The organism is Anabaena sp. 54, from assembly GCF_017355725.1.
GTDB lineage: Bacteria > Cyanobacteriota > Cyanobacteriia > Cyanobacteriales > Nostocaceae > Dolichospermum > Dolichospermum heterosporum.
The window spans coordinates 1-14,304 of the sequence record NZ_JAAVWA010000025.1 but is presented as its reverse complement, the minus strand read 5'-3'; the positions used below and the strand labels follow the sequence as shown (position 1 = coordinate 14,304).

Genomic DNA, 14,304 nt, shown 5'->3' with positions numbered 1-14,304 from the left:
GCTTTAAATACCTTGAAAATATCAACAGTACAAGTTAAATTACTACCATAGTGCTTAAATTTTCTCCTGCTTTTACCATTTTTCCGCCCAGTAGATAATTTCTGAAGATGCAATATCAATTGCGACTCCATGACTATTACCATGATTCCATTTTGTACCGGGTTGGCTTTTATCTTCAGCTTTTAATACCAATATTTCATAACTGCTAGGAAAAGTTTCTGTTTCTGAATCGCTAGTATAAAAGAATGTTGTCGGTACGCCGTTGGGTTGGTTACTATGATTATTTGTATTCCCACCCTGGTATTGATGCTGAGAGATTTTTTTGTATTGTTTCAGCAGGTTTTTGATTTTTGTTTGTGGTTCTTTGAGACGAATTTGTAAAGAACTACTTTCGGGTGTGATTCCGGGAGAATAAGCCATTTGTAAAACTTGAGCATCACTAGGAATTTGTCCGGGAAAATGTTGAATTTGTTGAAGATCAGCCCATTTGTGATGACGAATTTCCTGATATTGTGATGTATCAGTAATTGGCTGTAGTTGTTTGGTTTTAGTAGTAGCTTTATTAATTAGGAAACCGCCAATAACTAGACCAAAACTACCCAGGGACAGTAGAATTATTGTAGCGAGTTTAACTAAAATAGATTGATTCATTTGGTTGGGTTGCATCTAGCTGGTAGATTACTATCCCAACCTTTAAAACAGTAGTCCTGATAGTTTTTAATCTAGCCTGAGTTAGATTGACAGGAAAATTTTGATTTGGTTAAATTGATGACAAATTTAAAAAGAACCAATGATCATTCCTGCCAAAATTAAAAAACCAATCCAGACGTTTTGACGAAACATTTCCCCATAGGCAGAGTGAGGTATTTTTGGCTGTTGTAAGCGCGTAATTTGCCAAATCCAACCGATGGTGGCGAAGATTAAACTGATCCAAAATGCTGTCTTTAAGTGAACTAATACACCTACTCCAGCTAGGAGAATAACTGTCCCCATGAGGAAAATAGCGATCGCTGTAGGGGCATATTTACCAAAGAATATAGCACTAGAATTAATACCTATACGTTTATCGTCTATGCGATCGCTCATCGCATAGATTGTATCAAATCCTAATGTCCATAGTACCGTTGCCCCCCAAAGTAACCACGTCGGTGCTGTAATATTGGCTGTAACTGCACTCCAACTAATTAAAACCGCAAAACCCCAAGCTATGGAAAGCACCAATTGAGGAACAGGAAATACCCGCTTTGCACCAGGATACAGGACGATAACCGGAACGGCGGCCACAGACAACCAGAAGCTTAATGGATTAAGATAGAAGGCGATAACTGCGGCACAGGCGAGGGAGACTATCCCCACCACAATCCCAATTTTAACGGAAAGGGCGCGAGATGCCAGGGGGCGATCGCGTGTTCTCTCAACTTGGGGATCAATATCTCTGTCCCATAAATCATTAACCACACAACCAGCCGCACTGGTCGCCATACTACCGCAAATAATTACTCCTACTAGGGGGATAGGCGGTTTACCGCCAGCGGCTAAGAATACAGCCCATAATGCGGGTATCATCAGAATTAACCTACCTTCCGGTTTATTCCACCTTAACAGCCGGATAATTACAAGCCATAATGGTTCTTGGTTGGTTTTTGGTGTCTCCAACATATTTGGTCATTTAACATATCTTTACATTTATAGAATATCCTTATTTGCTATTTCTCCTCCAGTCCCTATTCGCAAGCACAAAAAATGGTAAATTCCGTCTCGGCTAATTGGGAGAACACACCCAGTCAATCAGTTCCAGAAAATCAGATGATTGCAGCCATTGATATTGGTACAAATTCTTTGCACATGGTGGTGGTAAAAATTGAAGCAACTTTACCATCTTTTACCATTATTGCCAGAGAAAAGGAAACGGTGAGATTAGGCGATCGCAATTTAATTACTGGCGACTTAAAACTAGAAGTTATGAGTAAAGCGATCGCCTGTTTAGGCCGATTCAAAACCCTTGCTAACAGCTTAGGAACAAATAGCATTGTGGCGGTGGCGACAAGTGCAGTCCGTGAATCTCCCAACGGTAAAGAATTTCTTCATCAAATCGAAATAGAAGTTGGCTTAATTGTTGACTTGATTTCTGGACCTGAAGAAGCCCGTCGCATCTACTTAGGTGTCTTGTCGGGGATGGAATTTAACAACAAACCCCACATCATCATTGACATTGGTGGTGGTTCAACAGAATTAATTTTAGGAGACAGCGAAGAACCCCGTAGTCTCACCAGTACCAAAATCGGTGCAGTCCGCCTCACCGGAGAATTAATCGCCTCAGATCCCATCAGCGAAACCGAATTTAAATACCTCCAAGCCTACGCTAGAGGAATGCTAGAACGTTCTGTAGAAGAAGTCCAAGGAAAACTCAAAATTGGCGATTCTCCCCTGTTAATCGGCACATCTGGGACAATAGAAACCATTGCCACCATCCATGCACGGGAAAAATTAGGTCTTATTCCCACCACCCTCAACGGCTATCAATTCAGTCTCCAAGACTTGCGAACCTGGGTAAATCGCCTCCGCAAAATGACCAATGTAGAACGGGCGGCGATCGCCGGAATGCCAGAAAAGAGGCCAGAAGTGATACTTTCAGGAGCAGTAATTTTACAGGAAGCAATGACCTTATTAGGAGTCGAATCCTTAACAGTCTGTGAACGTTCTCTTCGAGAAGGCGTAATTGTAGACTGGATGCTGACTCATGGCTTCATTGACAACAGACTACGGTTTCAAAGTTCCATTCGAGAACGCAGTGTATTAAAAACTGCCAAAAAATACCAAACTAACTTAGAACATAGCGCTCGCGTTACCGCTTTTGCGTTAGATATATTTGACCAAACCAAAGGACAACTACATTATTGGAATGCAGATCAACGCCAATTACTATGGGCTGCTGCCATTTTACACAATTGTGGCCACTATGTCGGTCATTCATCACACCACAAACATTCATACTACTTAATTAGAAATAGTGAATTACTCGGTTATAACGAAACCGAAATCGAACTCATCGCCAATATAGCCCGTTATCACCGCAAATCTCCACCCAAGAAAAAGCACGACAGCTATCGAAATCTACTGCACAAAGAACATCGGACAATGGTTAATCAACTCAGCGCCATCTTAAGATTAGCTGTGGCTTTAGACAGAAGACAAATAGGAGCTATTTCTTATGTTAAATGCGACTATATTCCCAACTTCAAAGAATTTAAGATGTCCATATTTCCATCTACCATTGATGATGAATGTGCCTTAGAAATGTGGAGTTTAGATTACAAAAAAGGAGTTTTTGAAGAAGAATTTGGTTTAAGATTCGTAGCAACATTAATTAATAGATAAAGTTGCTACAAGTAGGTTAGCATTGAAAATTGTCGTTATGGGAAGGTAAGAGGCAATACTTCGACTTCGCTCAGTAACCAGATGCAAGAGTGAAGAAGCTTTGGGCGATTTTACTTTTCTTTACACACTTTGGTTTTATTGTGTTCACCTACTTAGCCGTATGCACTCTTTGTGAGATACATAAATCGCAAAACCTGTAGGTTTCCCCGCCCTTAATTATATTGCATCAAGCGCGATAACCGCTATATTACCGTAGGGATGCTTCCGTTGCCAAATGCGGAAAATCCCTCCGAGATGATGCTATAATTTAAGTAATCAAATTCCAGGATAAATTCTATGCCAGTAGAAGCTATTTATGAACAAGGAACATTGAGGTTATCAGAACCAATAACACTACCAGAAGGAAGTAAAGTACAAGTAATTATTATTCCTCTAGAATCTTATTCTCAACATAAAAACCCCTTAGAAATTTTACAAGAGATTGCTGAACTGCCTTTAGAAGGAAAAACAGATACTTTCTCAGGTTTAGATCATGATCAAGTTTTATATTCCAAATAGTTTATGATTTTTGTTGATACGGGTGCTTGGTTTGCTAGTATTGTTCCTGCTGATTCCGAGCATCAAAATGCTATTTTATGGTTAACTAATAACAAAGAAACTTTATTAACGACTGACTACGTAATTGATGAAACATTGACTTTATTAAGAGCAAGAGGAGAAACAAAACGATCTATTATTTTAGGTGAAGCTTTCTTTTCAGGTAAATTAGCAACCATCTATTATTTAACAGAGGAAGATATCCATTTAACTTGGCAACTATTTCGTGATTATTCTGATAAAGAATGGAGTTTTACGGATTCTAGTAGTAAAGTTGTCATGGAAAAGCTGGGAATTATGAAAGCATTTGCGTTTGATTACCATTTTCGTCAGTTTGGTTCGGTTCAAGTTGTTCCATAATCTACATAAAAATTTAAGTATTGTAAAGTGGGTAATGCCCACCTTAAGAGGGCTTTAATAGACTTTAAAGAAAATGACTCATAGATAGGTTAATTATGAACTAGCCTCACAGCTAATACCTATAACCAAAAATTATATATGTATAAATATCACAATACAAATTTATTATATTTACGGTTGCACAGCCCTAACCACACATTGATATATTCACAGAAGTATTTATCAAAACAAAGTAAAAAAGATAACACTTAAAAACAGAAATTTCTTTTATAAAAAATCAGCCGAGGCGTGCTAAAGTTTTGATCTTGTTATCTTCCTTAGCTGCTTCAGCTTATGTATCTGCCTTCTTTACATCCACAACACCTTGAAGAATTAGTCAAGAACAGTGGTATAAACTTAGACTTAATTCTTTTAAACTTTAAATCGCTTCAGGGCATCAGTGCTTATGAATATTTGCTAATTTCTGACCAACTCCCTCGCACCAATACAGGGATGATTAGAAATGCTTGGTTGCAGCGTTATCATCATGTTACCGCAGGTGGTTGGTGGTGTTCGGGACTAGACCCCCTCAACAATTGGCACAATATGGAATGGGGATGTTTTAAGCCCAACCAACCGCGACAAAATCAAAAAGGTAAATCCATCAAATATGAACATCCTCCCAGTACACCCACACGCATATTTTGTTTACGCATATCCTTACAAATTTGGCAAGAAGTTGGACAACGTTACAACTTAAGTTTACCGGAAAATATCACCATTAATCATGATGGTGAAGCCGAAGGCTTTTGGTCATGGGTAATTAAAAATAAAATAGCTATTGTTATTTGTGAAGGTGTGAAAAAAGCCGCAGCCCTTTTAAGTCAGGGATATGTTGCGATTGCGATTCCCGGCATTAATAGCGGTTATCGGGTCATTAAAGATGAATTTGGCAAAGTTACCCGTCGGCAATTAATCCCTGATTTAGCCGCATTTACACATACAAAACGCGATTTTTATATTTGTTTTGATTTTGAAACTCAAGCCAAAAAAATTGCCGCTGTAAATAATGCTATTTCCCAACTCGGTTATTTATTTCAACAACAAAACTGCCCTGTTAAAGTTGTCGAACTTCCAGGAAAAGAAAAAGGAGTTGATGAATTTATCATTGCTAAAGGTGCAACAGCATTTGATAAAATTTATCGTCAAAGTCTAGATTTAGATATTTATATTGCCCAAACCAAACCTCACACAGAGTTAACAATTCCGGCAGCACTGACTATTAACCGTCCTTATTTGGGAAACATTACCTTTCCTACCTCTGGTTTAGTGGGAGTTAAATCAGCAAAAGGTACAGGTAAAACCACAGCCCTAGAAAGCATTGTTCAACAAGCAAAAAACCATAATCAACCAGTTTTATTAATTACCCATAGAATCATCTTAGGACGGTTTTTATGTGATAAAATCGGCATTAAATGGGGTTTTGAACATCAAGAATGGAGTATAGAAGCTGATGAAGTACCTGTTACTTATCCTTTAGCAACTACCCCATCTTTAGGATTATGTGTAGATTCAATTTGGAAATTAAAACCCGAAGATTGGCGCGGTGCAATATTAATTTTAGATGAAGTTGAACAATCTTTATGGCATTTACTCAATAGCAATACCTGTAAACAAAAACGAGTTAAAATTCTCCGCATTTTTCAACAACTAATTTCTACAATTCTCACAACTGGAGGATTAATCATTGTCCAAGATGCCGATTTATCAGATGTATCTTTAGAATATTTACAGACTTTATCAGGAATTAAATTAACCCCTTGGGTAGTTGTCAATGAATGGAAACCAGCAAAAGGTTGGGATACAACTTTTTATGATTCACCCAATCCTACACCCCTAATTCATCAACTGGAATTAGACCTAATTGCTGGACGAAGATGCTATGTAACTACCGATAGTCGTTCTGGACGTTACAGTTGTGAAACCATTGAACGTTATTTAAGGGAACGGTTACAAAAACTCAGAAGAGAATTTCCTGAAACCCTGGTAGTTAGCAGTTATACTACTAATACACCTGGTCATGCAGCCGTTGATTTGATAGCAGCAATAAATCAAAAAATTACTGATTATGATACTGTTTTCGTTACCCCTAGTTTGGGAACAGGAATTAGTATTGATGTCCAACATTTTGACCGAGTTTATGGTATTTTTCAAGGAGTAATTCCTGACTCAGAAGCCCGTCAAGCTTTAGCAAGAGTTAGAGATAATGTTCCCCGTGTGATTTGGTGTGCTAAACGCGGTATTGGCTTAATTGGTAGTGGTAGTACAAATTATCGGTTACTATCTCATTGGTATCAAGAAAATCAAAAAGAAAATTTGGCTTTATTAAGTCCTTTACACAAAATAGATGTAGATTTACCTTTAGTTTATGATCCCATTCATTTACGCACTTGGGCAAAATTATCTGCCAGGGTAAATGCCTCTATTCGTCTTTATCGGCAATCTATGCAAGATGGATTGATAGCTGATGGTCATTATATCCAAATGCGAAGTAATGAAGTACAAAACAACATTCTCCGTGATTTACGTTTAGCCTTTTTTGCCACTGAACCTAGTGATTTAGAAAATCGTAAACGGTTAATTGTCGAAATTGTGAAAGTGCAAAAAGATTGGGCGCAAAGTCGGCAAAAAGCTAAGGAAATTAAACGCAAAATCAAAGACATTAAGCAACAGAACCAATTAGCAGCAGCAAATTCTGTAGCTACAGCTAAGGATATTGACTATGTAGAATATGAACATCTATTAACTAAACATTCTCTCAGTAATTCAGAACGTCATCAAGTTAGTAAATATATTCTCAGGCAAAGGTATGGAATTGTCGTTACTCCTCAACTGAAATTACAAGACGAAAAAGGATATTATGGACAATTGTTAATTCATTATTATTTAACTCATGAAAGTGAATATTTTCATGTTAAAGATCAACAAGAATGGAGTCAGCAGTTATTGTGGGGTGAAGGTAAAGTTTTTCTGCCAGATTTAAGAACTTATACGCTCAAAGTGGAAGCTATGCGGGCTTTGGGAATAATGCAATTTTTGGAAATAGAAAGGGTATTTACTGAAAATGATGCTGACTTAATTTGGTTGAAAAATGTGGCCATACAAAGTAGTAGACATATTAAACGGGCTTTAGGAATTGATTTAGTTAGAGGTAAGGAATCTGTTGCGGGAATTAAGTTATTAAACAGACTTTTAAGTTTGTTGGGTTTGAAGTTGCAACAAGTCAATGATGGTTATAAAATTGATTTAGAAACTCTCAATGATGGTAGAAATAAAATATTTGCAGTTTGGCAACATCGTGATGATTTGATGTTAACTTCTTTACATAATATGGAACGAGAAATAGTGGATTTATCTAGGAAGTCTCAGTATGAAACTGTGTTGATAAGTTGACCAAAAAAACAGATCCCCGACTTCTCAAAGAAGTCGGGGATCTGTGGTAGAATCTAGTTTGTGCGCCTACAAGTGACAAAATGAATAAGAATATCAATTTTGATGTTGTTAATGCTTTGCACCAACAGGGTTTAGATCATTATCATGATGGTAATTATCAACAAGCGATCGCTAATTTTGATACAGTTTTGGAATTATACCCTGATTTTTCGATAGCTTATATTAATCGAGGTAATATTTTTCATATTTTAGGGAATTATGAAAAAGCTATTACTGATTATAATCAATGTATAAAAATAAATCCTAATTTTGCGGAAGCCTATCATAATCTTGGTAATAGCTATTATGCTTTGCAAGAATATGAAAATGCCCTTTCTAATTATAATTTTTCTCTAGAAATTAATCCTAAATTTGGTGCAGCTTACTACAATCGCGGTTTAGTTTATGCTCGTATTCAAGATTATCACCAAGCGATCGCTAACTTTAATCAAGCATTAAAAATAGTTCCTGATGATATTCAAGCATACTATGAACGAGGTTTAGTCTATAGCAACTTGGGAGATTATGAAAGTGCTATTCAAGATTATAATCAAGCATTACAAATCAATCCCACATTAGCTTTAGTATATGGTTTTCGAGCTAATGCACATCATCAATTAGGAAATTATGAAAATGCTATTCAAGATTATAACCAAGCATTACAAATCAATCCCCATTTAGCTACAGCGTATTATGGACGGGGAATGGTACGAGAGGCTATGCAAGACTTTGCTAATGCAGTTACAGATTATACTCAAGCTATAGAAGTGTCTCCAGAATTTGCCCCGGCTTATTGTAAGCGAGGTGATGCTCATAAGTTGTTAGGTAATATACAAATGGCTATTCAAGACTATAATCAAGCCTTACTAATAGATACAGATTTTTTAGCTGCTTATTATCATCGAGGTAATAGTCGTTATACAGTTAAAGATTTTGCTGGTGCAGTTAGTGATTTCACAGAGGCTTTACGCTTAAATCCCCAGTCTGCTGTATTTTATAGCGATCGCGCCAATGCTCGTTATGCCCTGAAAGAATATCAAAAAGCCATATCAGATTATACTCAAGCCATCAGCATTAACCCTAGTTTAGCTGAAGATTGGTTTAATCGAGGTCGGAGTCGCTTTCTAGTCGGAGAATTAAATAGCGCATTAGCAGATTTAAACCAAGCGATACAATTACAGCCCCGTTATCCTTTAGCTTATTTAGTCAGAGCAGATATCCATAAACATTTGGGTAATCAATTAGATGCGATCGCCGATTTTCGTAAATCTGCTGATCTCTATTCTCAGTCAGGAAATACGCGGTATTATCAGGAGATTACCAATCTGATTTCCAGAATGTCTCAGTCTTGAATAGGGGGTAGGGGGGTAGGGGGGTAGGGGAGTAGGGGGGGTAGGGGAGTAGGGGGGGTAGGGGAGTAGGGGAGTAGGGGAGAAATTTCTTTCTTCTTTCTTCTTTCTTCTTTCTCCTGAACTCCTGAATGGGCGCAGGCCCTGCGCCCCTACCTCCTGATAGCGCAGCGTGGCGTTAGCCATACTCCTGAACTCCTGGAGGGGGAAACCCCGCCCCTACTTAATTTCTCGATAGTGTTTTTGAAGATCCTCAATCGTGAACAAAGCCTCAAACTGCAACCCAGCCGACTCATATAGCTCCCCACCGCCCTGCAATCTATCTATAAGGGAGATTACCCTATCTACCGTATAACCAGCCGCCTGTAGCCTCTCCACAGCCTTGAGGGCAGATTGTCCAGTTGTTACCACATCTTCCAAAACCACGACTTTTGCCCCCTGGGGTAAACTGGGACCTTCAATATAAGCCATTGTTCCGTGTCCCTTAGCTTCTTTGCGAATAATTAAAGCTGGTATCGGTCTATTTTCGTACACAGAAACTACACTAACTGCTGATACAATAGGATCAGCACCCAAGGTCAAACCTGCCACAGATTGAGTATCTTTAGGTAACATTGGTAATAATAATCTAGCCATAGCCAAAGCACCTTGGGGGTCAAGTGTGACTTGTTTACCATTAATATAGTAAGAACTATGTTGTCCAGAGGAAAGAACAAAATCACCTTCTTGATACGCAAGTCGGCAAAATAAATCTAGTAACTTTTGACGGAGAGTGGTTAAATCAGTGGTAGTTGCCCAAATGTTTGGGTTACTAGAAACTTCGGCGGAATAAGACATTACAAACAATTAAAGTTGTGTTAAATCAAAATTGAAACTCAACAGAGTTATCTTTATTAAGCATAAATTAAGATTTACCCAAAAAGTAGCGAGAATCAATCAACTCCATTACCCTCGTTCCCAGACTCCGGCTGGGAATGCCCTCAAGAGGCTCTGCCTCAAGCATCCCACCTCACACCTCAAAAATCAACCAACTCAACAGCCAATAAACTTGGTAATTCCAGATAATTCCGATAACTAGAATAACGCCAATGAGACGGCTCATCAACATAACCACGTTGCACCGGATTATGATGAATGTAATCTAAGTAGGTGAACACAATAAAACCAAACTGTGTAAAGAAATGTAAAATCGCCCAAACCCTTTTCACTCTTGCCTCTTGCCTCTTGCCTTTTGCCTTGCCATAACGACAATTTTCAACGCTCACCTACTTAATTTTTGTCTAAACATTTCCTCATTAGAAATTGTTTGGGGGTGAAAACCTTCTTGACAAAGTTGATAATCTTGTTTTGTTTTATGTTTTAATTTATGAACTTCCAGTTGCTGAAGTACATAACTGACGTTATTTTTCTCAAGTAAATCAATAATCGAACGAGCGGTAAATGATTTAAAATTTGCGATTTCTTTAGATAAGTTGGCAGCAGCAGCAATAAGATGAAGATGGTTTTCCATAATCACATAACCATACAATGTCAACCGCTGCTGGCATTGGAGAAAATTGAGGGAATCTATAATAATTTGGGCAATTTCCATATTGCCAAATAATGGCATCTAATTTACCAATGTGCAGGTAAGAAAGTGGGGTTGTGTTCCTAATACATGATAGTTTTTTGATTTGTAGTGGTATTGAGATGAGGCAGAGCCTCTGGGGGGCATTCCCAGCCGGAGTCTGGGAACGAGAGATAAGGTGAGGCAGAGCCTCTGGGGGGCATTCCCAGCCGGAGTCTGGGAACGAGAGATAAGGTGAGGCAGAGCCTCTGGGGGGCATTCCCAGCCGGAGTCTGGAAGGGTTACACTTGACGATTTACTAGGGTGGCGCTGGCTTGGTCAACAGGCATCAGTAAGACCTCACTAATATTAACATGACTCGGCCTAGTGGTACAGAAAAAGATCACATCAGCTACATCATCAGGAGTTAGGGGTTTAACTCCCTCATACACCTTTTTAGCCCGTTCTATATCACCATGAAAACGCACTTCACTAAATTCTGTTTCTACCATTCCAGGGTCTACAGAAGTCACCCGCACGGGAGTTCCTAAAAGGTCTTGTTTTAAGCCTTCAGAAATGGCTTTAACGGCTGCTTTTGTCCCACAATAGACATTACCACCGGGATAGGTTTGATGTCCGGCGATAGAACCGATATTGATAACATGACCATGATTCCGTTCCACCATTCCTGGGACAACATAACGGGTAAGGTAAAGCAAACCTTTGATATTAGTATCAATCATTTCTTCCCAGTCTTGAAAGTCGCCTTCCTGTAATTTACTTAAACCGCGACTTAAACCAGCATTGTTAATGAGAATATCAATATTTTTCCAAGATGAAGGTAAGTTAGCAATAGCAGATTCTACCGCCAAGCGATCGCACACATCAAGTTGTAATAAATGGATTTTCTCAGATGGAATATCCAACGAATTAGCTAATTGCTGTAACCGTTCCCACCGTCGTGCAGCTAAAATCAGTTTTGCACCAGCATGAGCAAAAATCTTGGCACAAGCAGCACCAATACCGCTACTTGCACCAGTAATGAAAACAATTTGGTTTTGCATAGAAAAGTCCAGTAGGGGCGCAGGGCCTGCGCCCAAAAGTTAAATGCACCCAACAGTTAAAATAGTTATTACCCAGTCCCCAATCCCCTACTTCTTGACTACCTGCAACCGTTGAGTAATAATAGTCATATCTTCACCTCGGCGAATTACAGCGGAAATCCATTGAGGTCCGGGAGTAGAGGGTGCGCGTCCTATTTTGAAGAGTCCACCAGAATTGAGAAATTCTAAATTTGCAATTGTGGGGTTGAGGAGTTTGCTGCTTTGAATGGGTTCTTCTATGGCTGTTCCCAAGAGAAAATCTTCACCTAATGGTTCTTGGACAATGGCATCAAAACTATATTTTTCCCCAACTTTTACCTGTTGTGGTAATTTAATTTCTACTTGGGGTGGTTTACTGCCAGCGGTTAGTTGAGTCCGTTCTGATAGAATATCTTGCTGAACGATTTTTGCACCTGCGACTTTTTGCCGCGATTTAATTGTAGATTGCAGAGTTAAATTATTATTACCTGATGCTGGTAAACCGCTAATTGTGGTGACAGTATTCGCAATAATTGTATTGCCTTCCGATTTCCAAGATTCTAGCTTGGTTGTGTAACGTAATTTGGGATATCGTTTCCAAAGTCCTGTTAAGGCTTGTTCCATTGCTTTGCGGTTTAAGCCGTCACCATGAGTAAATGTAGGGCTATAAAATTCCATGACACCGTTCACATTACCTTGATTAGCGGCATTATCAATTTGTGTTAATAGGTTAGTAAGTGTAGCAGGGGCATTTGCCAGTTGACCGGCTTGTGCCAATTGCCAAGTGCCGGATAAACCAATTGCTAGTACACTGGAAATTAGGGAAATACTCGTGATCAATGTTTTGTTACGTTTCATTAATAAGGGGATAATTTTAGTCATAGGGAAGATTTTAGTGATTTGATGATACAAGATCAGGAATTTGTTTTATCTTAATGAAACTGGGAGATAAATGGTATAGTCGGGAATGGTAAATCCATCAATTAGATTACTCATAGCAGCTAGTGGGACAGGTGGACACTTGTTTCCGGCGATCGCATTGGCTGAAAAACTGCCAGAATACAATATTGAATGGCTGGGTGTGCCAAATCGGCTAGAAACTCAGTTAGTTCCCAAGATATATCCTTTAAATACGGTTGCTGTTGAAGGGTTTCAGCAAGGTTTGAGTCTTGGTTCTGTCCGCACCTTGTGGAAATTAATCAGTTCGATTCTTAAAGTTAGACGGATTTTGCAACAAGGAAAGTTCCAAGGAGTTTTCACCACAGGGGGTTATATTGCCGGTCCTGCGGTGATTGCAGCGCGTTCTTTGGGTTTACCTGTGGTTTTTCATGAATCTAATGCAATACCTGGCAAAGTTACCCGCTTTTTTGGGCCTTGGTGTAAGGCAGTGGCAATAGGATTTGATGTAACTACTCAATATTTACCTGGGACAAAAACTGTCTATGTGGGTACTCCTGTTCGTTCTCAGTTTTTAGATGAGTCTGTTAATAACACTTTAGATTTACCTATTCCTGATGGTGTGCCTCTAATTGTGGTGTTTGGTGGTAGTCAGGGGGCTGTAGCTGTCAATAAATTAGTCCGACAGTCTGCGGACGCTTTGTTTCAAGCCGGTGCTTATATTGTGCATTTAACGGGTGATAATGATCCTGATATTAATAGTCTTCAACATCCTCAATATATCGCCTTGGCTTTTTATGATAATATGGCGGCTTTGTTGCGAAGAGCTAATTTAGCTATTAGTCGTTCTGGTGCGGGTAGCTTGACAGAATTGGCAGTTTGTGGTACTCCAGCAATTTTGATTCCCTATCCCTTTGCGGCGGAAGATCATCAATCTTATAATGCGGCAGTATTTACTCAAGCTGGTGCGGCTTTGTCCTTTAAACAGTCGGATTTAACTCCAGAAATATTTACAACTCAGGTATTGAATTTGTTGCAGTCTCCGACGGAATTAGGGAAAATGGGAGAGAAAGCTGCATCGATCGCTGTTCCTGATAGTGCAGATAAATTGGCGACTTTGGTGAGAGAGGCGATCGAAAATTAATTCCCATTAACTCAAAATAGTCATTCCTAAATTGTGAGCATTTGGTGATATGGCGCGGTAGGATAGATAATATCTCTCAGATTTGCAACAATCGTTTACAAGTATTACAAAAACACAGCATATTTTAAACGAATGAGGTACAGGATTTAAATTCAAAGCCAGACAGAAAGCCAGTTTTACTCCTGACTCCTGACTGGGCGCAGACCCTGCGCCCCTACCTCCTGAATTCTGCTGTAAGTAACACTCTAAAAGATTTACCAGCCGCCACTACGGTGGACTAATGACTATATTTACATTGAACTAGGAAAATTGCGAACTTTTGTAGCGATATACTAAACACGGTTAGGACATGGACTTTTACGAAATTACGAAAAACCTAAATTTGTAGGGGTAAAGCAAAAGCTCATTGGTGTCAACTTAACGTAAAACCCATAGCCCGCCTGGGAATGAATTCCCAGTCTAAGGGACTTCCAAATAAAA

General features: G+C 39.0%; 13 protein-coding genes. 6 read left to right on the top strand and 7 right to left on the bottom strand.

Going from position 1 to position 14,304, the window contains the following annotated elements; translation table 11 throughout:
• Nucleotides 1-72 precede the first annotated feature (72 nt).
• Together HEQ36_RS19110 and HEQ36_RS19105 are read right to left on the bottom strand one after the other, a co-directional pair.
• A complete protein-coding gene (locus tag HEQ36_RS19110; RefSeq protein WP_168635372.1) occupies nt 73-651 on the bottom strand; it encodes a hypothetical protein in 579 nt (192 codons plus the stop codon).
• 126 nt (nt 652-777) lie between these two features.
• Complete coding sequence (locus HEQ36_RS19105; protein WP_053537755.1) at nt 778-1,659, bottom strand: 4-hydroxybenzoate solanesyltransferase; 882 nt, start codon at nt 1,657-1,659, stop codon at nt 778-780.
• 84 nt (nt 1,660-1,743) lie between these two features.
• Here HEQ36_RS19105 and HEQ36_RS19100 point away from each other — a divergent pair, with 84 nt between their 5' ends.
• The 5 genes from HEQ36_RS19100 (at nt 1,744) to HEQ36_RS19080 (ending at nt 9,158) form a co-directional block, all read left to right on the top strand.
• Nucleotides 1,744-3,378, top strand: a complete 1,635-nt coding sequence (locus HEQ36_RS19100; protein ID WP_168635371.1) for a Ppx/GppA phosphatase family protein — start codon at nt 1,744-1,746, stop codon at nt 3,376-3,378.
• Nucleotides 3,379-3,714: 336 nt separating this feature from the next.
• Nucleotides 3,715-3,936, top strand: coding sequence for an antitoxin family protein (locus HEQ36_RS19095; RefSeq protein ID WP_039204950.1), 222 nt, complete (start codon nt 3,715-3,717; stop codon nt 3,934-3,936).
• A gap of 3 nt (nt 3,937-3,939) precedes the next feature.
• Complete coding sequence (locus HEQ36_RS19090; protein WP_081424112.1) at nt 3,940-4,335, top strand: PIN domain-containing protein; 396 nt, start codon at nt 3,940-3,942, stop codon at nt 4,333-4,335.
• Between the two features lie 333 nt (nt 4,336-4,668).
• A complete protein-coding gene (locus HEQ36_RS19085) occupies nt 4,669-7,767 on the top strand; it encodes a plasmid replication protein, CyRepA1 family (protein WP_168635370.1) in 3,099 nt (1,032 codons plus the stop codon).
• Nucleotides 7,768-7,847: 80 nt separating this feature from the next.
• Nucleotides 7,848-9,158, top strand: coding sequence for a tetratricopeptide repeat protein (locus HEQ36_RS19080; RefSeq protein WP_168635369.1), 1,311 nt, complete (start codon nt 7,848-7,850; stop codon nt 9,156-9,158).
• A gap of 216 nt (nt 9,159-9,374) precedes the next feature.
• On the opposite strand, the gene pyrE is transcribed toward HEQ36_RS19080, so the two are convergent.
• From pyrE to HEQ36_RS19055, 5 genes are all read right to left on the bottom strand, one after another.
• Nucleotides 9,375-9,992 carry an orotate phosphoribosyltransferase gene (gene pyrE / locus HEQ36_RS19075; protein WP_168635368.1) on the bottom strand — a complete coding sequence of 206 codons (618 nt, stop codon included), beginning with the start codon at nt 9,990-9,992 and terminating at the stop codon, nt 9,375-9,377.
• A gap of 179 nt (nt 9,993-10,171) precedes the next feature.
• Entirely contained in the window at nt 10,172-10,312 is a 141-nt protein-coding gene (locus HEQ36_RS19070) for a hypothetical protein (RefSeq protein ID WP_290708281.1), read from the bottom strand.
• Nucleotides 10,313-10,416: 104 nt separating this feature from the next.
• On the bottom strand, nt 10,417-10,764 hold the full coding sequence (locus HEQ36_RS19065) for a hypothetical protein (RefSeq protein ID WP_233455398.1): 348 nt from the start codon (nt 10,762-10,764) through the stop codon (nt 10,417-10,419).
• Nucleotides 10,765-11,003: 239 nt separating this feature from the next.
• Nucleotides 11,004-11,765 carry an SDR family oxidoreductase gene (locus tag HEQ36_RS19060; RefSeq protein WP_168635367.1) on the bottom strand — a complete coding sequence of 254 codons (762 nt, stop codon included), beginning with the start codon at nt 11,763-11,765 and terminating at the stop codon, nt 11,004-11,006.
• 87 nt (nt 11,766-11,852) lie between these two features.
• Nucleotides 11,853-12,665, bottom strand: a complete 813-nt coding sequence (locus HEQ36_RS19055) for a nuclear transport factor 2 family protein (protein WP_168635366.1) — start codon at nt 12,663-12,665, stop codon at nt 11,853-11,855.
• Nucleotides 12,666-12,750: 85 nt separating this feature from the next.
• On the opposite strand from HEQ36_RS19055, the gene murG reads away from it, so the two are divergent.
• Nucleotides 12,751-13,824 (top strand): undecaprenyldiphospho-muramoylpentapeptide beta-N-acetylglucosaminyltransferase, encoded by a 1,074-nt coding sequence (gene murG, locus HEQ36_RS19050; RefSeq protein WP_168635365.1) that lies wholly within the window; start codon nt 12,751-12,753, stop codon nt 13,822-13,824.
• Nucleotides 13,825-14,304: the final 480 nt, after the last annotated feature.